General features: G+C 58.1%; 17 protein-coding genes. 8 read left to right on the top strand and 9 right to left on the bottom strand.

Features of this window, described 5'->3' with window-relative positions:
* Positions 1-39: 39 nt before the first annotated feature.
* Positions 40-1,791, top strand: coding sequence for a pyruvate dehydrogenase (locus HMPREF2129_RS02665; protein WP_034662838.1), 1,752 nt, complete (start codon positions 40-42; stop codon positions 1,789-1,791).
* On the opposite strand, the gene HMPREF2129_RS02660 is transcribed toward HMPREF2129_RS02665, so the two are convergent.
* From HMPREF2129_RS02660 to HMPREF2129_RS02625, 8 genes are all read right to left on the bottom strand, one after another.
* Complete coding sequence (locus HMPREF2129_RS02660; protein ID WP_034662772.1) at positions 1,788-4,211, bottom strand: zinc metalloprotease; 2,424 nt, start codon at positions 4,209-4,211, stop codon at positions 1,788-1,790. The genes HMPREF2129_RS02665 and HMPREF2129_RS02660 overlap by 4 nt on opposite strands.
* 2 nt (positions 4,212-4,213) lie before the next feature.
* The gene (locus HMPREF2129_RS02655; protein ID WP_156959221.1) at positions 4,214-6,232 is read right to left on the bottom strand and encodes a Rib/alpha-like domain-containing protein; all 2,019 of its coding nucleotides are present in this window, start codon (positions 6,230-6,232) and stop codon (positions 4,214-4,216) included.
* 126 nt (positions 6,233-6,358) lie between these two features.
* Entirely contained in the window at positions 6,359-6,757 is a 399-nt protein-coding gene (locus HMPREF2129_RS02650) for a heat shock protein transcriptional repressor HspR (protein WP_034662767.1), read from the bottom strand.
* 12 nt (positions 6,758-6,769) lie between these two features.
* Positions 6,770-7,975: a molecular chaperone DnaJ gene (gene dnaJ / locus HMPREF2129_RS02645; RefSeq protein WP_034662764.1), complete on the bottom strand. Its 1,206-nt coding sequence runs from the start codon at positions 7,973-7,975 to the stop codon at positions 6,770-6,772.
* A 126-nt stretch (positions 7,976-8,101) separates the two neighbouring features.
* Entirely contained in the window at positions 8,102-8,758 is a 657-nt protein-coding gene (grpE, locus tag HMPREF2129_RS02640) for a nucleotide exchange factor GrpE (RefSeq protein WP_034662762.1), read from the bottom strand.
* A gap of 12 nt (positions 8,759-8,770) precedes the next feature.
* Complete coding sequence (gene dnaK / locus HMPREF2129_RS02635) at positions 8,771-10,615, bottom strand: molecular chaperone DnaK (protein ID WP_034662760.1); 1,845 nt, start codon at positions 10,613-10,615, stop codon at positions 8,771-8,773.
* Positions 10,616-10,841: 226 nt separating this feature from the next.
* Positions 10,842-11,666, bottom strand: coding sequence for a hypothetical protein (locus tag HMPREF2129_RS02630; RefSeq protein WP_156959220.1), 825 nt, complete (start codon positions 11,664-11,666; stop codon positions 10,842-10,844).
* A 56-nt stretch (positions 11,667-11,722) separates the two neighbouring features.
* A complete protein-coding gene (locus HMPREF2129_RS02625) occupies positions 11,723-12,574 on the bottom strand; it encodes a hypothetical protein (protein WP_034662755.1) in 852 nt (283 codons plus the stop codon).
* 306 nt (positions 12,575-12,880) lie between these two features.
* Here HMPREF2129_RS02625 and HMPREF2129_RS02620 point away from each other — a divergent pair, with 306 nt between their 5' ends.
* The 3 genes from HMPREF2129_RS02620 (at position 12,881) to HMPREF2129_RS02610 (ending at position 15,885) form a co-directional block, all read left to right on the top strand.
* Positions 12,881-14,221 carry an AI-2E family transporter gene (locus tag HMPREF2129_RS02620; RefSeq protein ID WP_198021512.1) on the top strand — a complete coding sequence of 447 codons (1,341 nt, stop codon included), beginning with the start codon at positions 12,881-12,883 and terminating at the stop codon, positions 14,219-14,221.
* Between the two features lie 69 nt (positions 14,222-14,290).
* Positions 14,291-14,821: a type 1 glutamine amidotransferase domain-containing protein gene (locus HMPREF2129_RS02615; protein WP_034662754.1), complete on the top strand. Its 531-nt coding sequence runs from the start codon at positions 14,291-14,293 to the stop codon at positions 14,819-14,821.
* Positions 14,818-15,885, top strand: coding sequence for a lipoate--protein ligase family protein (locus HMPREF2129_RS02610; RefSeq protein WP_198021511.1), 1,068 nt, complete (start codon positions 14,818-14,820; stop codon positions 15,883-15,885). Before HMPREF2129_RS02615 ends, HMPREF2129_RS02610 begins: the two co-directional genes overlap by 4 nt.
* An 83-nt stretch (positions 15,886-15,968) precedes the next feature.
* Here HMPREF2129_RS02610 and HMPREF2129_RS02605 read toward each other — a convergent pair whose 3' ends face one another.
* Complete coding sequence (locus tag HMPREF2129_RS02605) at positions 15,969-16,646, bottom strand: GOLPH3/VPS74 family protein (RefSeq protein WP_034662748.1); 678 nt, start codon at positions 16,644-16,646, stop codon at positions 15,969-15,971.
* Positions 16,647-17,138: 492 nt separating this feature from the next.
* Between HMPREF2129_RS02605 and HMPREF2129_RS02600 the strand changes: the two genes are divergently transcribed.
* The 4 genes from HMPREF2129_RS02600 (at position 17,139) to HMPREF2129_RS02585 (ending at position 20,570) form a co-directional block, all read left to right on the top strand.
* The gene (locus HMPREF2129_RS02600; protein WP_034662745.1) at positions 17,139-17,768 is read left to right on the top strand and encodes a hypothetical protein; all 630 of its coding nucleotides are present in this window, start codon (positions 17,139-17,141) and stop codon (positions 17,766-17,768) included.
* A 129-nt stretch (positions 17,769-17,897) separates the two neighbouring features.
* A complete protein-coding gene (locus HMPREF2129_RS02595; protein ID WP_084576463.1) occupies positions 17,898-19,235 on the top strand; it encodes a Na/Pi symporter in 1,338 nt (445 codons plus the stop codon).
* 23 nt (positions 19,236-19,258) lie between these two features.
* Complete coding sequence (locus HMPREF2129_RS11120) at positions 19,259-19,645, top strand: hypothetical protein (RefSeq protein ID WP_034662743.1); 387 nt, start codon at positions 19,259-19,261, stop codon at positions 19,643-19,645.
* On the top strand, positions 19,638-20,570 hold the full coding sequence (locus HMPREF2129_RS02585; protein ID WP_052092568.1) for a substrate-binding domain-containing protein: 933 nt from the start codon (positions 19,638-19,640) through the stop codon (positions 20,568-20,570). The genes HMPREF2129_RS11120 and HMPREF2129_RS02585 overlap by 8 nt, the downstream gene beginning before the upstream one ends.
* Positions 20,571-20,684: the final 114 nt, after the last annotated feature.

Raw genomic sequence — 20,684 nt, 5'->3', positions numbered from 1 at the left:
ACCGTGGGTGCGGACGAAACGATATGTGACGGAGGAATGATGAATAAAGATTTTGCACACCAGATTGTCGCAACTCTAGAAAAGAACGGCGTTAAGCGCATTTACGGCATTGTGGGTGACTCACTGAATCCGGTCTCCGATGCAGTGGCTGAATCCAGCATTGAGTGGATTCACGTCCGTAATGAGGAAGCAGCTGCCTTCGCGGCGGGGGCTGAATCCCTGGTGACCGGAGATCTCGCAGTGTGTGCTGCGTCCTGTGGTCCGGGCAACACTCACCTGATTCAAGGGTTGTATGACTCGCACCGCAATGGCGCAAAGGTGCTGGCCATCGCATCGCACATCCCTAGCCAGGAAATTGGCTCGAAGTTCTTCCAGGAAACGCACCCGGAGCAGATCTTCGCAGAATGCTCGGGCTACTGCGAGATGGTCAACTCGCCGGAGCAGGGCGCACGCATCCTGCACCACGCGATCCAATCCACCATGGCCGGCAAGGGCGTATCCGTGTTTGTGCTGCCTGGCGACATTGCTAGCCAGGAAGCTGCGGACGTTCCCCTGTTGGAATCCACGATCGCACGTGGTGACAACAAGCGCGTGTTCCCCGATCCTGCGGAAGCAGCACGCCTCGTGCAGGCCATCAATGATGCGAAGACCGTGACGCTTTTCTGCGGTGTTGGTACGGCGGGAGCCCGCGAGGAGGTCCTCGCCTTGGCGGAGAAGATCAAGTCCCCCATCGGTCACTCTTTCGGCGGCAAGATGCACATCCAGCACGACAATCCCTTTGACGTGGGCATGAACGGACTACTTGGTTACGGCGCCTGCTACGAAGCCTCGCATAAAGCTGACCTTCTCATTCTGTTGGGCACGGACTTTCCGTACAACGCCTGGCTTCCCACCAAGAATGTGGCACAGGTGGACATCAAGGCGGAGAACATCGGCCGCCGCACCCAAGTGCAGTATCCGGTCGTGGGCGATGTGAAGAGCGTGATTGAAAACATCCTGCCGCATGTTGAGGAGAAGAAGGATCGTTCTTTCTTGGACTCGATGCTCAAAGAGCACGCGAAGCTGCTGAACAACGTGATTGAGAACTTCGGTCACAATGAGAAGGCCACCCCGATCCACCCGGAGTACGCCGCGCAGCTTATCGACGAGCTTGCGGACGACAACGCCCTCTTCACCGTCGACACCGGCATGTGCAACGTATGGGCTGCCCGCTACATCACCCCGAACGGTAAGAAGGACGAGTTGGCCTCCTTCCGCCACGGCACCATGGCCAACGCACTGCCCCAAGCAATTGGTGCGCAGGCTGCAGACCGTGACCGCCAAGTGATTACGTTCTCCGGTGATGGCGGTATGGCCATGCTGCTAGGCGAACTCATCACAGTTAAGGAACACAACCTGCCGGTGAAAATGATGGTGTTTAACAACTCCACCTTGGGCATGGTCAAACTCGAGATGATGGTGGCTGGCCTTAAAGAGTTCGGCACCTCCCACGAGGGCGTGAACTTCGCCGACATCGCTCAGGCCGCGGGCATCACGTCCTTCCGTGTGGAAAAGCCACAGGATCTGAAGAAAACCCTCAAGCAGGCTTTGGATCATGACGGCCCCGTACTCGTGGACATTGTCACAGACCCGAACGCCTTGTCGCTCCCACCCAACTTCGATTGGGCAATGATCAAGGGCTTTACGGAGTCCGCGGTAAAGACCGTCCTTGACGGCGGGATTGGAAACATGGTCACGCTTGCCCGTTCCAACCTCCGCAACATCAAGGGTGCGGCATCAATCGAGTTCTAACGGCCTACTAACTGCTCCCAGATCCCGGCCAAGCCCACGAGGCCAAGAATCGAGCCGAAGACGGTAACCGGGATCTTCCACTCCGCACCGCGTTCTACGCTCGGGCGACTGGAACCAGGCAGGCTGGAACTACCGTTACTGGAGCCTTCACCTGAGAGCGGTGGCGTGGCCGGCTTCCCCGGGATAGTCGGAGGAACCACGGGCTTGTCACCGGGGTTCTTGCCGTTCCCGTCATCCTTGTCCTTCTTTGCTTTCTCCAGGCGTTCAAGAACCTTTTTCGCTGCTTCCTTCGCCTTAGGGTCGCCGTTGGGGTCGGCGAGTACCTCGTCCACAACCGTGGAGAGTTCCTCAACGCTGTAATCCAACACAGGGATACTGAACGTTTCATTGAACTGCTCTACCCCCGCCTCATTGAACAGTCGGATAGTCACCGGGAGGGAATCCTCAGGGACAACGTCCCCGAACTCAATCGGAATGTCCACCGACCGTTTGCCGGCTGTTGGATTGGTCGAGTCATCTTTAGGCAGATCCTTTGGGATTCCTTCGACGCGGAACTTCTGCCGCCACAATGGGCCGCCGGGGGAGGTGGCTTCAAGGATGAAGGTGTGGTCTGTTCGGCCACGGTTGGTGATCTCCCCGGTGATAACGTTGTCTGGCAGAGCGGGAATGATGCCATTGAGTTTGTCAGGGACCTGGGTGAGGCGGAAGCCACCCTTGCCAGAGTTCTGGTCGGCGCCATTAACTTCGAGGTCACGGATTGTGGAGTCCTCGTGGTGGTCAGTTTCTGGAATAACAAAATGTCTAATGCCGTCTGCGAGCAAGAGGTTGTCCCAGTCCGCTGGCACCCTGTAAGAACCCGTGTAGCATTTCTTCACGTTGCAGATTCGGGGCAATGTACTGCTGCTGCGGTATTCCCGGTCGGAGTAACCGAAGTGGGTGAACTGGTACAGGTAGTTCATCGTGGACAGGTAATTGGGCAAGTTGACGTTTGCTAGCCTGCGGTTTTCCGCCACGGTAGAAGTACCAGCGTGGGTTAGGCCAAGGTTGTGGCCAAGCTCGTGCAGGATCGTGTTTCGTACCTGCTCGTCACTGGTCATGATGGACTGCTTAGCCACGTAGAAGGAGCTGCCGGGAGTGGTGGATACACCCGAGGAGTAGTCACCAGCCAACATTTGATCACCAATAATCCCCAGACGGAAGACACCGTCGCGTGTACCAAGGTAGTAATCGCGGTCGGCGATAAGGGTGGGGCGGATAACTGGTTCGTTGGCGTAGTACGGCTTCCGGTACGGCACTGTCGGGCCGCCCTTCATCTCGTCAGGATTGGTGGTGAAGGTGTTGAACCACGAGCCCGCGTCGATATGCAGATTGATCCCTTTGTCTTGGAACAAGTCAATCAGATCTCGGAGGGCTTTCTTGGAGGGCCGGTACTCGTTCTTGTTGGCCTCCGCGCACGCAACGAAGTCGGTATAGCCGCGAGGGGTTCGTGCGTAGCGGCCACCGGGTGCGCAGGTTTTAGAATCCACTTCGGGCTGCATCCAGTTGAGCTGGAGGAACACGTCAGGTTTGTCGGGGGACGCGCCCCAGCGCGGGAAGTCCAGATATTCGTTGGGGCTGGGCCTAAACCCGTGGCGTTCCCATTCGTCGGGGATGCCATCACCATCAGAATCTGCTGCGCTAACCGCGGGCGTGGCGGTCACGCTGATGGAGCTCTTGAAGGTTTCCCCTGGTTTCAGCGGTTTGAACCAGCGTCCGGTTTGGTAGCGCGCGCTTCCTTCGCTGCGCTGTCCCTTTTTTCCTTCTGCACCGTAGGGCACCTCGGGCAAGAAGTTTCCGCCGGAAAATCCCGTTGCTTGCGGGTTGCCTTCAAATTCTACGCGGACTGTGTAGTCGGGTTTCTTCGTGGTGGCTAGAAGCGTGTTATCACCAGAAATGGCGGTGAAGGTCGGTGCTAGGCGGACACCGGAGTGGCTCAGGTCTACCTGGAGTTTTTGGTCGCGGGAGGTGGTGTTGCTCAGCGTCACCTCGAGGGTGGCGGTAGTTCCGTCAAAACGGTAGGTGCGCAGGACCTCAATGCCGGTATTTGATCCGTTTCCTTGGTCGATGTTGCGTAGTTCGCTGACTTCCGTTGCGCCTTCATGGTGGGTGGATACAGAAGTGGTTTTCTGCAAGATGTCGTTGATGCGTATGGAGGGTTCCAGACGAGTTAGCAGGGTGCCTGCGCTGGAGTTCCAGGTCAGGTCGGCATTGTCGTTTCTGGGCAGGAGAAGCCTTCCGCCAGTTAAATACCCAGTGTTCGCGGTAGCGGCTTGTAACGCATCGCGAGTGGTCTCTTGGCCATACGCAGGTGAAACCGCGCCGGTGAGCACCAGTGTGGCCGCAGTGACTGCAGCTGCCAGACGTTTGAGCTTTCCGCGCATTTTTACCTCGCTTGCAGTTGACGTTTGATTTGCTCAGCAATTTCCAGGGTACGTTGAGACACCACGAGTGACGTCAGAAGCATCAGGAAGATAGTCACAGCCAGACCGATCCAGTCCATCGTGCTGATCCCCAGCTTGTAGCTTATCGACGACCCCAGGCTCCCAGCCTGCCTCTCCGCCTCGACCTTCACTACCCGCTGGGCACGATCGCGGTAGGTGACCACGAGCGGAATCTCAATTTGTTTCGCCGGCTTTTCACTGCGGGCGGTGGTGACGGTGAGTGCGCCCGTATTTTCGTCGATACGCACGCTCCATCCTTCTGCCCTGAAGCTCTCCCGAAGCTGGAAAGTGGTGCCATCAGGAACCGTGCCGGTTTGTTCAACCTTGGTTTTCCTGCCTGGGGTAACCTCGATTTTGTCCCAGTGTGGCCGCGCACTCTGTGCGAGGGAGGCCACGTGAACCGGTGTGGCCACACGGTTTTCAGAGCCATCCAGGTAGAGCACATCCATGGTGGGGAGGTACAACGAATCCGGAACGGCGCCGCGCGGCATGATGAAGTCGGTTTTCCCCGTTTCACGGTCCACGGTGAGGTCCTCTAACCCACCGTCACTGACAGAATCGAAGGTGGTGCCGCTAGGTAGGTCTTGCGGGGTGAAACTTCCTGGGGAACCCGGAGAAACAATGATTGTGTCGTGTTGCGCCGGAGGGAACTCGCTGGCATTACTGCTATCAGCGTTGAAGTGAATGGTGGTCGAAAGCTCATCCGTTGACGCATCGGAATACACCGCGTTCACCGTCACCGTGAGTGGACCACCCTTTTCTTCCGGCGAGGTGAGGCGCAGCTCGCCGGTGGTTTTATCGATGCTCACCAGCCAACCCTGGAACCCATCTGCTGGCTCAACCACTGAGAACTCCACGTCGGATATGCTGGGTTCCCCGATCTGGTGCACGGTGATCGACTTTCCCTTGGCTGCGGTTCGGTTCATCTCATACCCAGGAGAATGAGTATCCGCCATGAGTGCTTCTACCAGCAAGAACTCCACTTTAACTGTGTTGGACGACCCATCTGAGTAGGTCACCTTCACAGTCACAGGAAACTTTTCCCCCGCGCGCATGCCCGTTGGAGATAGCACCGTCAGCTTACCCTCCGCATCTACGGCAGCAGGCCCAGAAACAACCTCAAAGGTCGTGTCTTCCGGGGTGGGCTGGCGCTCAAAGATCTCGCCTTCATACGCAACATTAAACGAGGGTGTATGGGTGCTGCCGCCCTTGCCCACACGGGAAAAAGCCGGCGGGTAGACAGGCTCATGCGTATCCGCCAACGGAACATCTTCCGGCGCACCGTCGCCCGGCACCGGTTTCACCTTGCCCACGTTGACCGAAAGAGTGGACACAACACGGTTGCGGTACAGGAGGTCCACGCTCACCGTTGCGCCTTCATCATCCGCTCCCAGAAGGTAGGTGCAGGCAGCAACATCAGCAGAGGAGGTCACCTGACACTTCTTCACTACCTGGTCAGCCCTGCGCCACACAATCGTGTTGGCCGCTGGTGGCAACTCCTCGTCTGCCCGCAAGGTAACGGTTTCCCCCACCTCGAGGCTCAGCGTTGTGTCCTGCGTGCCCGCAAAACCAAACCCGGACGCAGGATCTTTCACCACAAGCGGGATAGTGCTCTCATGCGTGGGCGAATAGCTCACCAAATCAATTCTGGTGCCAGCCGGGAAATCAACGCGCAGCGCACACGAGGAAGCATCAAAACCGTCGGGGAACTCGCAGGTTTTCACAACATTCCCGCCGACAACCCACTCCTGCTTCGTCGGCGTATAGTCAATCGGCTTGAGCACCACCCGGTCCCCGATGTACACAGCGCGGGGCTCATTTTCCTGCGCATGCGCCACAGCAGGCCCAAACACCTGTGATCCACTCGCCGGCCTCAGGGCCATAAATGCAGGGACTGTCAACGCCACTGCCACCGCCATAGCAGCAGCTACGACGATGATCCGGTTCTGTGCAAAGCTCAACACGGTGCGTCCTTATTCTCCTTTTGTGCCCCCCAAGGGCACACCTGCAGTTAATCTTGCCAGAAACAACTCTGGAGGCAAACACAGCGACCACACGAGGGCGAAACCGAGAAGGATCGGCTTCACCTAGCTGCGCTCACGACGGGACGATCGGGACCAGGCCACCAGCGCAGTGGAGCGGGGAACGTGGACGAGTTCCCCACCCCGTCGAGAAGCAAGTTGTGCTTGTGCAAGATTCTCCTTGAGCTGGGCATTTTCGCCTTCAAGCTGATCAATCCGCTCGCTGAGCTCAATGATCGTCTTGATTCCGGCGAGATTCACTCCCTCCTCCTGGGAGAGCTGTTGGACTTGGCGTAGGCGCTTGATGTCGCGCTCCGAATAGCGGCGACCACCACCGGAGGTACGAACCGGGCTAACCAACCCCATCCTGTCGTACGTGCGCAGAGTCTGAGCGTGCATGCCTGTGAGCTCAGCGGCAACGGAGATGACAAAGTACTCGCCCGAATACTGTTCCGAACCAGCCATTGCGCTCACCTCCTAGACCGCCCCAGCCCAACCCGCACGTGGGTTAAAGCCAGAGTCCTTCTCTGCTTGGGCGTAGGTCCGCAGCGCACTCGTCGCCGCCGTATCTAGATTCTTTGGCACCGTGATAGACACCGTGACCATCAGGTCACCATTCGTGCCCGATCGGCGCGGAACACCACGACCTTTCACGCGCAGCGTCCGACCATTCGGAGTACCCGCAGGAACCTTCACCTTCACCGGGTTATCCAAGGTAGGCACCGTCACTGTGCCACCCAAAGCCAACTCGCTGAAACTTACCGGGACCGTTACTTCCAGGTCATCCCCGTCGCGCGTGAACACCTTGTCCGGGCGGACCGTCACGTTCACAAACAGATCACCCGCCGGAGTCCCATTCGGGCCCGCTTCACCCTGGCCAGCCAGACGGACCTTCTGCCCATCAATCACGCCAGCTGGGATGCGCACCGTGATCGAACGAGTCTTCCGCACCGTCCCACCGCCGTGGCACGTGCTACATGGGTGCTCCACGATCTGCCCGGTGCCACCGCATCGGGTGCACGGCCGCGACATCCCGAAAGCGCCCCTTTGCTCGCTGACAAAGCCGCTGCCGGAACAATCCGGACAGGTCGTGGTCTTGCCGTCCTTCGAGCCGGAACCATGGCAATCAGTACACGGCGCCTCACCAGTGAGTTCCACCGGAATCGTCGTGCCCTTCACTGCCTCACGGAAGTCAAGCGTTATTTGCGTTTCGACGTCCGCCCCCCGCGTCGGCCGAGCATTCCTGCCACCATTGCCGCCGCGGTTAAAGAGGCCACCGAAGATGTCACCAAGACCGCCTTCCGCAGAAAATCCTCCGCCTTGTCCAAACCCGAAGTCTTCGAATCCTCCGCTGAAGTCCGAGGAGTTTTGGGAGCCCGTCGTGCGAAACCCGCCCGGGAAACCCGAGCCTCCCCTCCCCCCGAAGCGCATGAAGCCTCCGGAGTCCATCATCGACTTAAATTCGTCGTATTCCTTGCGCTTAGCCTCATCACCGAGCACGTCATACGCCTCGGCTACGCGCTTAAACTTTTCTTCCGCCGCCTTGTTGCCGGGGTTTGAGTCCGGGTGGTTCTCCCTGGCCAGCTTGCGGTAAGCCTTCTTAATTTCGGCGCTGGTGGCTGACTTAGTCAACCCCAAATCACCGTAATAGTCCTTGTTGGACCATTCCTGTTGCATAGCCATGTGCACCTCCTCCTTTCATGTAGTTCAAGTGGGTCACGTGCGGAAATTTTCGATTTATCTAACACTCCGAGAAAAAGGGGGGCGGGCGGGGTTCCCCGTCCCGCCCCCACGCTCAGCCTGGGCGATCTATTCCTCCGAATCTGACGATCCAGCTGATCCTGCTTCCCCTGCTGGAGCGCCAGCTCCAGCAGCTTCAGCTCCAGCAGGATCGGCGATGATCACCATCGCGTTGCGGACTAGCTTGTCACCAAGCTTGTAGCCGCGGCGCAGCACCGTTCCGATGACCTTGTTATCACCGGAGGACAGATCCTGCACTGCCTCATGGATCTCCGGGTCGAAGGCATCTCCCTCTTCGCCAAACGGGGCAACCCCGTGGCCGGTCAGGACACTGGCCAGGTTGTCCGCGAATGCCTTCAGAGGACCTTCTTGCAGGTCGCCGTGTTGGCGGGCGAGCTCCAAGTCGTCGAGAAGCGGGAGCAGCTGTGAGACGATCTTGACCTTCGCCAGATCAGCGGTCTGAGCGCGCTCACGGTCCGTGCGACGACGGTAGTTGGCGTACTCTGCGCTGACGCGCTGGAGGTCCTCCGTGCGCTCAGCCAGCTGACGCTCCAGGTCGGAAACCTCCCCATCGCCGTCCACGTCAGGGTCTACCTGGGGGTCGAGCCCTTCGGTGTCGGATTGATCTTCGACCTCGAATGCCTCAGTAGCCTCGGCTGCTTCCGGGCTCTCCGGGGCCTCCTGCGCTTCTGGGTTCTCAGGCGTGGGCTGGTTCGGGTTGGTCATAGTGGCAGCTCCTTACTTGTCCTCGGAGTTGTCAGCGTCAGCGTCGTCCTCAACGACCTCGGCATCAACGACATTGTCATCCGCCGGGGCGTCAGCCTGGGCAGCGCCAGCGTTGGCCTCAGCCTCATAGATGGCCTTGCCCATCTCCTGGGACTCGGTGGACAGCTTCTCCACTGCAGTCTTGATGGCATCGATGTCAGTGCCCTTGAGCGCCTCGTCGACCTCATCGGCTGCAGCGGTGACCTTGGACTTAATGTCCTCGGTGACCTTATCGGAGTTCTCGTCCAGGAACTTGCGGGTCTGGTATGCCATGGATTCCGCGTTGTTGCGGGTCTCCTGCTCCTCGCGGCGAGCCTTGTCCTCGTCAGCGTGCTGTTCCGCGTCCTTAATCATCCGGTCGATCTCCTCCTGGGACAAGCCGGAGCCTTCCTGGATCTTGATCGTGTTTTCCTTACCAGTGCCCTTGTCCTTTGCGGTCACGTTGACAATGCCGTTGGCGTCAATGTCGAAAGTGACCTCAATCTGCGGGACACCGCGCGGTGCCGGGGCGATACCGCCGAGCTCGAAGGAGCCGAGCAGCTTGTTCGCCGTAGCCATCTCACGCTCACCCTGGAAAACCTGGATCTGCACGCTTGGCTGGTTGTCCTCAGCCGTGGTGAAGGTCTCCGAACGCTTCGTCGGGATCGTGGTGTTGCGCTCGATCAGCTTGGTCATCACACCACCCTTGGTCTCGATGCCGAGGGAGAGCGGCGTGACGTCGAGAAGCAACACGTCCTTTACATCACCGGTGAGCACGCCAGCCTGAAGTGCAGCACCGAGAGCCACGACCTCATCCGGGTTGACGGACTTGTTCGGGTCCTTACCAGTGAGCTCCTTGACCAGGTCAGTCACAGCCGGCATACGGGTGGAACCACCAACCAGCACAACCTGATCAATGTCGCCGACGGACAAGCCAGCGTCTTTGATCACCTGGTTGAACGGCTGCTTCGTGCGATCCAGCAGGTCAGAAGTGATCTTCTGGAACTCGGTGCGAGACAGGCTCTCATCGAGGAAGAGCGGGTTCTTATCCGCATCAACCGTGATGTACGGCAGGTTGATAGAAGCTTGCTGTGCAGACGACAGCTCAATCTTTGCCTTCTCAGCAGCCTCACGCAGACGCTGCAGAGCCATCTTATCCTTGGTCAGGTCAATGCCGTGCTGGCTCTTAAACTTATCGACGAGCCAATCAACCACACGCTGATCCCAGTCATCACCACCCAGCTCGTTATCACCAGCGGTAGCGAGAACCTCAACAACGCCATCGCCGATCTCCAGCAAGGAGACGTCGAACGTACCGCCACCGAGGTCGAAGACCAGAATGGTCTGTTCCTTCTCGCCCTTGTCCAGGCCATAAGCCAGAGCAGCCGCCGTCGGCTCGTTCACAATACGCAGAACGTTCAGGCCTGCGATCTGGCCAGCCTCCTTCGTTGCCTGACGCTGTGCGTCCTCGAAGTAAGCCGGCACTGTGATCACCGCATCGGTGACGTCGGTGCCCAGGTAGGCCTCCGCGTCGCGCTTCAGCTTCATCAGCGTGCGGGCGGAAATCTCCTGCGGGGTGTATTTCTTGCCATCAATGTCAACGTTCCAGCTGTTATCGCCCATGTGGCGCTTCACAGACCGGATCGTGCGGTCAACATTGGTCACCGCCTGGTTCTTTGCAGACTGACCAACAAGAATTTCGCCGTTCTTAGCAAAGGCGACGACGGATGGAGTCGTGCGCGACCCCTCCGCGTTAGCGATCACGACAGGCTCGCCACCCTCCAGAACGGAAACGACGGAGTTCGTCGTACCAAGGTCAATACCTACTGCGCGTCCCATAATTCATGTCCTCCTAAGTGTTTGTGGTTTTTCGTTTTTCAAGTTAAGTCGCTTCGACTCAACTTCTGCGGGCTACTGTACCACCGAGAAGGAACACAGTGTCGCAAGGTTGAGCCTGACTGACTCAATCCTTACAACGACGCTCCATTCAAAGTTGTTCCCACTTCGCTCAACTTTGTTGATTGCACGAGGCCAAAAGGACATTCGCGGACATAGTCAAGAGCTCTTACCGCGGACTGAAGAAGCCGTCGACCGCCGGACGCACTACAAAACCAATACCTGCCGCAACGAGCACGAGGCCCACAATTCCGGCAATGAGCACGCCAACCAAACCGGAGAAAGACAGGGAAGAACCAGCGGGCACGGAGCTTGAATCGCTCACACCCTCCGCACAGGAGGTCAACGCCTTGTTATAAGCACCAATCGGGGCGGCGAACTGCAGTGCATCCTCGCGCATCATGACCTTCACCGAATGGCTGATGTCACTCACCCCGCCGAGCACGCTACCCAAGATCCCGCCGAACCCACCACCCAGCACTGTAGTCAGATCCAACCCCAGGGTCTCCCCGAGCTTCTTGGCTTCTTCGCGGGTCAGTTCCATATGAGGATCGGTGATCAAATCCTTCTTCGAGGCTTTGCTCAGCGCGACGAAGACATTGTAATTCTGGCGCTCGTGTCGCCACAGCCGTTGTTGCGCCGATTTCACCTCAGGGTCGTTGGAGTACGGGTTTGGGTCATCCACAGTTTTCGCCCACGCCACATACACATCCAGGTCCTGCTTACGCTGCTCCTGCGAGTACGCTTTCGTGGATTCCTTCTCGCCCAGGGTCTTCACCAACTGATCCGCGAGCTTCCCATAGACATTCTTATAGGCATCATTGATGCGAGTTTGATCCTGCTCCGTGAAGGAAATCGTGCACTTTTGTGCACCCTCGTCATAACTGACGGTGTACGCGTGTGCAGGAACGCTCAGCGTGGAACTAACCACAGTAGTGGCAGTGACAGCGGCAATAACCGCACGACGAAGTTTCAAGATAGAGAGACCTTTCATAAGCAGCAAATCCCAACACACAGCTCAAGTTCGGCAGACTCATACGTCGACAAGCATTACCGCAGGACGCCGGCGTTCTTCCAGAAGTTAGTAAAGAAGTCATTGACCAGCGGTCCAACAGCAACAGCAATGAGCCCAAGCAGTGCAATACCGCCGAGGATCCCACCGGCGACGACACCGAGGAACTGGTCCGTGTCCAGGCTGGAACCCTTATTAATCTTGCCCTTGGTGGTGCGGCGCTCCTCACACGCAGTCAATGCCCCTTCATAGGTTTTGATCGTCGGCTGGATGCGTGGCCCCAGCTTATTCAGAGCCTCGGCGGCCATACCGGCAGCATCATCAACCTTGAGGCTGCCTGTAATAATTCCCCACAGGCCAGGCGCAATGAGGCCACCCGTCTTAACAGCGCCAGCCCCCTTCATATCCTTGGCCTGAGATGGTGTGATCTTCAGCGTGTGGTTGGTCAGAATCGGCTCGCGGGACTGCTGCAGGAATTTACCAGCCATGAAGTACGGGCCAGAGTTCTTGCTAGGATGGATTGTCGCAAGCTTCCGCTGCGCAGTTCCGACATCCTTGCCGTTGTACTTGGTACCAAGGTGCCACGCCAAAGGGTCCCTGTTCGGATTTTCCTTCGCCCACGGGTACCAAATGTCCGCACTCTCCCTATTCTGGAGCTTCTTGGCGGAGAGGTCCGCCATCGTTTCGAACATCAGCGCGTAAGCGCCATTGATGCGCTTTACCTCGTCATTGGTGAACTCCAGGGTGCACAAGCCTTCGTTGTTCCCAACCTCTTCATAGGTCTGGTAGGTGTTCTCCCACGCATTTGCAGGAGCGACGGTCACGCCAGTGACAACAGCAACAGTGAGCGCCGCCGTGGCAGCAGCGCGGGAAAAACGAGAAACCTTCATAGCAGGGGTCCTTTCGGGAGAAAACTTCGGCTTCAAAGGAATGCTACGCAACGGCCATTTATTTGTCAGGACATTTCCACGTTTCTTTCAGTTCCTATCAAAATCCCGCCTACGGGGTTAGTCGCGTTTGAAACGCGTTCCAGAAAAGGCCAGGTCAGATGTGGCTGAAGTGACTCTAAAATCAAACGCGACTAACCAGTGCGACTCACCGGTGCCCAAAAGCAAGAAGCAAAACCCCGCACCGAAACCCCATATCTGCTGCACAGCAGTATTGCTTTTCACTGGTGTCTGGCAGAATGCACCCTTGTGACTGACAAGGATGCGAAGGATTTTGCTGAGACGTCGATCGACGCCGTCGATAAGCAAGATGAGCAAGATAAGCAAGATGAGCAAGATGAGCAGACTCATAAAGAAGGGCGCGAAAGCGAACCGGTAAACCGGGGCGAGGCCATCGATCGCGCAAAGGTGATCGCCGGGGACGGCAAGGCGGCTGCAGCATGGGCACTGCGTTTCATCGTTGTAGTAATTGCGACATTCTTCCTTTTCAAAATCATCGGCTACGTGTGGGTCGGCGTGCTGCCGCTGCTGCTGGCTTTGATCTTCTGCACGGTGCTGTGGCCGCCGGTGCGGTGGCTGCGCAACCATAAGGTGCCGGCAGCGTTGGCGGTGTTCTTGGTGCTCATCACGTTCTTCGGGGCGATTGGCGGGTTGTTCGCGGCGATGGCCCCGATGATTAAGACGCAGTCGGTGGATTTGTACCGCCAGTCGGAAGAGGGCGTGCAGCGGATCCTGGGGTGGATTGAGACATCAGCACCCTTCGATGTGAATACGGCGCAAATTCAGGAAGCGGTTGAGAAAGTTGGGGACTTCGCCCGCGGCCAGGCGTCCAATATCGCTTCGGGTGTAGTGACTGGTGTAGGGGCTGTGACGTCAGTGGGCACGACGCTCGTGCTGATGCTGGTTCTCACTTTCTTCTTCCTCAAAGACGGCGACAGTTTCTTGCCGTGGCTGCGTAAGTACGCTGGCCAGAGGGCAGGTTGGCACCTGTCTGAGGTGCTGATGCGTTCCTGGAATACGCTCGCGGGATTCATTCGGACGCAGGCAATTGTTTCGCTTGTCGACGCCGTCTTTATCGGCGTCGGCCTTGTCATCCTTGGTGTTCCACTCGCACCGGTCCTGGCAGTGTTCACGTTCTTCGGCGGCTTCATCCCGATCATCGGTGCATTCACCGCGGGTGCCCTGGCCGTGGTGGTGGCGCTGGTGTCCAACGGCCTGACCAACGCGCTGTTGGTTCTCGGCCTGGTCATCCTGGTGCAGCAACTCGAAGGCAACGTCTTGTCCCCGATCCTGCAGTCCCGCTCCATGAACATGCACGCCGCGATCGTGCTTCTGTCCGTGGCGGTGGGTGGCACGATCTTCGGCATCGTGGGCGCGTTTTTGGCTGTGCCGATCGCGGCTGTCTTCGCCGTGTGGTTCCGTTACTGGGCCGAAATGGTGTCCCTGCGTACCGGGGAAATCACGGCAGATGACATCCAGATTGCCACCCAGAAAAGCCAAGGTTTGGATGGGCGCGAAGCCTACGAAGCAGTGCGGGATCGTATGCTGCCCATGCGCCGCAAGAAGGAACACGAAGAACAAGACGCCTAGTCCCCCTTCATCTAACCCCCATGACAACGTCAGCCCACGGGCTGGCGTTTTTCTCTACCCTGGGGACGCATGAGTGACAACACATTGGAAAACAAGAAAATCGCGATCCTGGCCACCGATGCCTTTGAGGACTCGGAGCTGACAAGCCCACGCGATGCGGTCGAGGCCGCGGGCGCATCGGTACTGGTCATCGCCCCCAAGGCAGGCACGATCGAAGGTAAGAAGGGCGCCAGCGTCTCAGTAGACCTGACCACGGCGGAGGCAAACGCCTCGGACTTCGATGCGCTAATTCTTCCCGGCGGCACCGGCAACGCTGACAGCATCCGCATGGACGAGGCCGCTGTCACATTTGTCCGCGAGCTGACTCAGCAAGGCAAGCCCGTCGGTGTTATCTGCCACGGCGGCTGGATCCTCACCGACGCGGACGCGCTGCGCGGCGTGCGCATGACCTCCTACCCCTCGTTGAAGACCGACCTTAAGAATGCAGGGGCTGAATGGGTTGATGAAGAAGTAGTCGCAGATAAGCGAATCATTTCCTCGCGCACCCCGGATGACCTGCCGGCATTCAACGAGGCAATCGTGGAGGAATTTGCCAAGTGAAGCACCACTTTGAAGTGAAGGTCGCCGGCGGCAAGCTCGTCGTCGCGGACATCGACGATGACGGCGCGCACATCACCGACGCCCGCATCTCCGGCGACTTCTTCCTCGAACCGGAGGAAGCCTTCGACGCAATCAATGGCGCGCTCATCGGCGCACCCGTTGGCGCAAGTACAGATGAGCTGCAGACGCTTATCGACGACGCCTTGGCCCGCCTTGGCGGAAGCCAAAACGTTTCCTTGCACGGCTTTTCCACCCGCGACGTAGCTGTGGTCGCACGACGCGCACTGCTCGACGCAAAGGACATGACGGATTACGAGTGGACCGTCATCCACTGCCCGGTGCTGCCCACCCCGATCAATGTGGCGCTAGACCAGTACCTCCTTGAGGAAGTCGCGGCTGGGCGCAAAGGGCCGATCCTGCGCTTCTGGGAATGGGATGACAAGGCCGTAGTCTTCGGCTCTTACCAGTCCTTCCAAAATGAGCTGGACCCTGCCGGGATTGAAAAGCATGACATCGTGCCGGTGCGTCGCATTTCCGGTGGCGGCGCCATGTTTATGGAGGGTGGCAACTGTGTCACCTACTCCATGTACCTGCCCGATGATGTGGTGGCGGGACTCAGCTACGTGGACAGCTACCAGTACCTGGACACGTGGGTTATCGCCGGCCTGCAGTCACTGGGTGTGAACGCCTGGTATGTGCCTATTAACGACATCACCTCCGACGGCGGCAAAATCGGTGGTGCCGCCCAAAAGCGCATCCCCGGTGCAGTGCTGCACCACACGACCATGAGCTACGACATCAACGCCGACAAGATGCTTGAAGTCCTGCGCGTGGGCAAGGTCAAGCTGTCCTCTAAGGGCGTGCAGTCCGCGGCCAAGCGCGTGGACCCGCTGCGCCGGCAGACAGGCGTATCTCGTTCAGAGGTTATTGACACCCTGATCAGTACCTTCATGGCCCGCTACCCGTCCCATCTGGGGTCTTTGTCCGATGAGGATCTGGCGGCGGCTGAGAAACTCGTGGCTAAAAAGTTCAGCACTGACGAGTGGACCTACCGCGTGCCGTAAACGGCACCAAGGCCCCTAACCCCCTTAAGCCATGAGCCTTAATACTGGCCCCTAACCCCCTTAAGCCTTCAGGCTTAAGGGTGTTAGCTGGAGGCGGCCTCTTCCTCGATAGCGGCGACCTTGGCCACGCCGTCGAGGATGAGATTAATCCCCTCGGCGTTCTCATAAGTGGCTGCGTCCAGGACGTTCTTGTCAATCTCGTGCACGCGCACCCGCAGCGCATCAAACGGGATGCCCTCAATCTCCTCGAGGAACTGACGGCGCAGCTCACCAGTGTTGCGCAACAGCACAATCAGCATTGCTTCCTCCGGGCGGGGCTCGGCCTTACCACGGAAAATGTCGCGGTAGCGCTGGCGCATAGCAGCCTCAATGGTTTCGTCCTTTTCAGGGAACCTGGACCAGGTGAGCCCCAGGAAGCCAGCGCGCTCCTCATCGAGCACGCCCTCCTCAATCAGCCGCTCGGCGATCGCTTCCTTAGCTGCGAACTTCCGTGAATTCAGCGCCGAATACAAAGTCGGCTGCCCTTTTCGCTCCACCCTTTCAACGCCGTGAGCCAGTGCAGGATGAGACTGTGCGCGCGCAGCTGCACCTGGAACGGCAGTCAACGTAGGGCTCTTCCCTCCATGAACTTCCACCAAACCCGTGGCCACGAGGTCACACAACAATGCGCCGTTCAAGGCAACGCGCTGGTGACTTACTCCCAGCTCCGGGTGTGCGGATTTGTTCGAGAGCAGGAGAAACAGTGCTTCACTAACGAGCATGGCGGATGTCTTTCAACTGTCTTTCAACGAACGGATCTAGCGGATGAACTTGGGCCAAGTGTAGCCCGCCATGTTCGGCTCTGCGGTTTTGGTTGATATTACCCGTGCCAGGTGAAGGATTTGCAAGGGCCTGTGGACATGGCCCACTAAAACCCCTGGTAGATAGTGGGGATGCACCAACTATCTCGCGCTTGGGCGTTAAATCCTTCACCCAGCCCCAGCTACCCCGCCCTCCACAAACCGTCAAGGGTGGTGACCGACAATGGAGGCCCGCAAACTCAATATTCCCCAATCCAGACCGCCCGTTCTACATTTAAGGGGCCACAGCTGTCGCGCACGACATGCCTATACTCACCCAGCCCAAGAAGACCAACAGTGCACGTCGCGCATCATTTATTCTGAATATAATTCCCCTAAACCTCTTGACACAGCACTTGAGACGCGTACATTTACAGACTAAGCAGTCTGCACCAATTGATCAAAGGAGTCATCATGACGCACGAGTTCCGCGCACACCGCGTGGTCATCGTCGGCGCCGGCCCAGCCGGCATTCATGCATCGGACGCTTTGATCTGCATGGCAGACCACACGTTCTTTGTCGATCTTTTTGATCCAGCACCGGCACCAATCGGGCTCTTGCGCTTTGCCAACCAACACCGACCGGCAAGCAGCACGCCCGGCACCTCCCTGGTCCCGCGTCTCCGGCTCTTTGGAAACGTGAGGGTGGGCTCGGATATCACTGTCGGCGAACTCACCAACTACTACGACACCGTGATCGTGGCTGCTGAGGACAAAGCGTTGACGGTCGTGGGCACCAGCCCAGAAACCGTGACCGTGTACGAGCATCTAAGTACAACCGGCAGCGTCACAGTCAGCCGCACCCCGGTGGTGAGCGACCCCTCGCCTGCTGACCAACCCGGAGCGATTGTTGCATTCCTCGAGGCCCGCAGCCTGCCCTTCACCACCTGGACGGGCTGGCACCGCCCAGCATTCAAGCAAGACAGCACTCAAAGGCAAGCATCTAACACCCACGCATCTAACACCCACGCCACGAGAACCGTGAGCATCGCTCAGTGGTCCGCGATAGTGGCGGCTGCTACATCGGTCCCGTCAGTGCTCTAGAGTCCGGGAAACCGGGGAATATCCCTGGTTGACCTAAAGGTTCTCATCGAGTTCAACCTTCGTTTACTTACCGGTAAGAAGTTGTGGTTAACCTTGCCAGGGCTTATCAATCCGTAGAAGAGAGAACTCATGAGCAACGAGGGGGTTTCCCACGGGCTCGCCGATGAGCAAGATCCTCAAGAAGGAGAAGACGTGGGTGTCATCGACCGCAGCCGGGTGGATTCTGAATCAGCCGAGGTTGAAGGCCGGGCCGCGACAGTAACGCGCCCTGCCACTGACCACGGGGATGATGGCCAGATGAAGGACCCGTTGGGGTTCCTGCCTTTCACTGGCACTGCTAAGCAGGTGATCAACTGGATCGCCGTGTTCGTCGGCGTTTGGCTGTTGCTTAACGGTGTGGGCATGATCGGCGACGGCTTCAAGCTGGCCGCCGGCGATCAGGCCAAGGAGCTGTTTTCGTTTGCGGAAAACCCGTTCGTGGGTCTGGCTATCGGTATTGTGACCACAGCGATTATTCAGTCCTCCTCGACAACCACGTCGATCGTGGTGGGCATGATCGCCGGTGGCTTGCCGCTGGAGATCGCTATCCCGATGCTCTTTGGCGCCAACATGGGTACCTCCGTTACCTCGACGTTGGTCGCTCTGGGTCTCGCAGGCAATAAGCAGCAGTTCCGTAACGGTTTCTCCATGGCAACCGTGCATGACTTCTTTAACCTCATCGGTATTACGTTCTTCTTCACTCTGGAGATGTTCACGGGATTCCTGGGTAAGACCGCGTCAGCTATTGCGCCATCTCTGTCCGGCTCGGGCGATGGTGTTATCGCGGGGGTCTTTGAGTCTCTGGGTGATTTCATTGATCTCATCACCGAACCCCTCGTCGGGGTCGCAGGTGGGTTGGTCTCTCCGCTTGGCAGCGTCTGGGGTGGCATCCTCCTCGCCATCATCGGTGTCACCTTGGTGTTGCTGTCCATCAGCTTCATTGGCAAGCTGCTGAACGCGTTGCTCGTGGGTAAGGCGCAGGAGATCCTGTACGCCGCCCTGGGCAAGAACTCCTTCTTCGGTGTTCTCTCCGGCGCCCTGATCACCGCCTTGGTCCAGTCCTCCTCGACCACCACGGCCCTGACGGTTCCGTTGGCAGCGTCCGGCAAGTTCTCCGTGCGCACCCTGTTCCCGTTCGTGGTTGGCGCGAACATTGGCACGACCGTCACCGGCCTCATCGCAGCGTTTTCCGCATCTGGTGCGGAGGCCGAAGCCGCGATGGCCGGTGCGCTGGTGCACACAATGTTCAACCTCTTCTCCGCCATCCTCATCCTCGGCCTGCCATTCCTGCGAGACGTCCCGCCGAGGTGCTCGGATTGGCTTGCGGGCCTGGCCGAGAAAAACAAGCTGTACATCTTCATCTACATCGGTGCCGTGTTCTTTGTTCTCCCGCTGCTGGCCGTGTTCATTTCCAACACCTTGATGTAACTCCCCGATTAAAGGAGCCTTCAATGACGAACCCGAACGAGACCCCAGATTTGTCCCCGATGGCCCAGGACCTCATCAAAAATGAGGCGCCGGATGAAGCCTTGGTTGCGCTTCTCGACGAGCTAGAGGAGACCGCGAATGAGTTGCGCGTGGAACTGCGTGCACGTGGCCGCAATAAGGAGAGCCTGACTGCTGATCAGGAGTCTGACTCCGCCGCAGAATCCGGCCGCGCTGAGGATGATCATCATCGGCACAAGAAGATCAATCCACATGTCACGCCTGAGCAACAGGCCGAATTGGACGAAAACTTTGCCAAGTACTGGAGCAACTCGCATGGCTCTTGGAAGAACCTCTTCCGCCTGCTACGGGAGTTCCGCGCTGAGATGCAGGGAGACAAGCACCATGAGTAGGAATCGCTTACCACTCGTCACTGCCACCCTGGCAGCGGTCGCCGTTTTTGCCGCTGGCTGCTCCTCGGACACCACCCCGAGCGAGAACGCGATCCAGGTGACTGGTTCCGCAACGGTGGAGCCGATCACCTCCTACATCGCTAAGCGCTACAACTTCGACGTCAACCTTGAGGCAGTCGGCTCCACGGATGGATTCGGGAAGTTTTGTAGTGGTGAGGCTGACATCAACGATTCGTCGATAGCTATTCCGGGCGAATTTCAGCAACAGTGCGCTGACAACAAGGTTGAGTACCTTGAGCTGCCCATTGGCCTCGACGCCATCACGATTGTGAAGCACCGCGACAATGATTTTGCTACGGACCTGTCCGTCGAGCAGCTGCATGACATTTGGGCTAAGGATTCCGCGGTGAAAAAGTGGTCTGACATTGACCCGGCGTGGCCTGATGAGGAGATCAAACTCTATGGTCGTCCGGATGGTTCGGGCACGCTCAGTGTCTTCGAAGATCTGGTGTTGAAGGGCGATGAGATACGCGAGGATTACCGTGCCACGGACGATATTCAGGAGCTGTCCACGTGGGTCGCGGAGGATAAGAATGCGCTGTCATTCATGGGTATTGGCAACTACCTTGCCACAGAAGAGGACAGCCTGAGGCTCATTGACAACGTGAACGTGGACGGCGTGGCTCCCACTGCGGATGAGACGAAGAAGGGCAGCTACCCGCTGGACCGCCCGCTGTTCATCTATGTGAGTAAGAAGGCTGCGGAGCGCGAGGACATCAATGGTTTTGTCACCACGTATCTCGAGCACGCTGAAGCAGTCATGCCGCGGGTGTACTTCTACCAGCTCCCTGAGGAGGATTACGCGGCCGCGCAGAAGCGTTTTGCCGACCGTACCACGGGTCCGGATGCCCGCTGGCAGCCTTAAACTAAGCACGCATTGAGGGGTTCTTCTAAGAGCCCCTCTTTGTCTATATGCACTGCTTATCGACGTCTCCCGCGCGTGTCCCTCCCACCAGCTAGGATTACTGCGAAACTTCGA

Source organism: Corynebacterium tuscaniense DNF00037, assembly GCF_000759055.1.
Classification (GTDB): domain Bacteria; phylum Actinomycetota; class Actinomycetes; order Mycobacteriales; family Mycobacteriaceae; genus Corynebacterium; species Corynebacterium tuscaniense.
The sequence above is the reverse complement of the archived record's forward strand: the minus strand, read 5'-3'. Positions and strand labels throughout refer to the sequence as shown.